This window comes from Nocardioides sp. CPCC 206348 (assembly GCF_048654705.1).
Lineage (GTDB): Bacteria > Actinomycetota > Actinomycetes > Propionibacteriales > Nocardioidaceae > Nocardioides.
In genome coordinates this window covers 1-560 of the sequence record NZ_JBMCZA010000200.1, presented here as the reverse complement: position 1 = coordinate 560, position 560 = coordinate 1, and the positions used below count along the sequence as shown (strand labels likewise).

Here is a 560-nt window from a genome sequence, read left to right as displayed (position 1 = left end):
GCCGGCGTCCGGGTGCGGATCATCGAGGCCGCCGACGTGCTCGGTGGCGGCGTCCGGTCGGCGGAGCTCACGCTGCCCGGCCTGGTCCACGACGAGTGCTCGGCGTTCCACCCCTTCGCGCTCGGCTCCTCGTTCGGCCGCGACTTCGACCTCGCGGGCGCCGGCCTGACCTGGCTCTGGGCCCCGGCGGAACTGGCGCACCCGCTCTCCGGGTCCGAAGGTGCCGTCCTGCTGCGCTCCGTGGCCGAGACCGCCGCGGGCCTCGGCGGCGACGGCGACCGGTGGCAACGGACGTTCGGCCCACTGGCCGAGCGGTTCGGCACCATCAGTGGCGAGTTCCTGCAGCCGATGCTGCACGTGCCGAAGCACCCGCTCCACCTGGCCCGCTTCGGCGCCTTCTCCGCACCGCCGGCCACCCTGCTCGGCCGCCGCTTCCGGGAGGATCCCGCGCGGGCGTTGTTCGGGGGCGTGGCGGCCCACGCCTTCAACCGGCTGGACCGTCCGCTGTCGTCGGCCATCGGTGTCGCGCTCACCACCGCCGCCCATGCGTTCGGCTGGCC

General features: G+C 75.4%; 1 pseudogene. It reads left to right on the top strand.

The window, feature by feature from the left end:
• Positions 1–560, top strand: a pseudogene (locus tag ACOADB_RS19325) (FAD-dependent oxidoreductase); the annotation flags it as partial.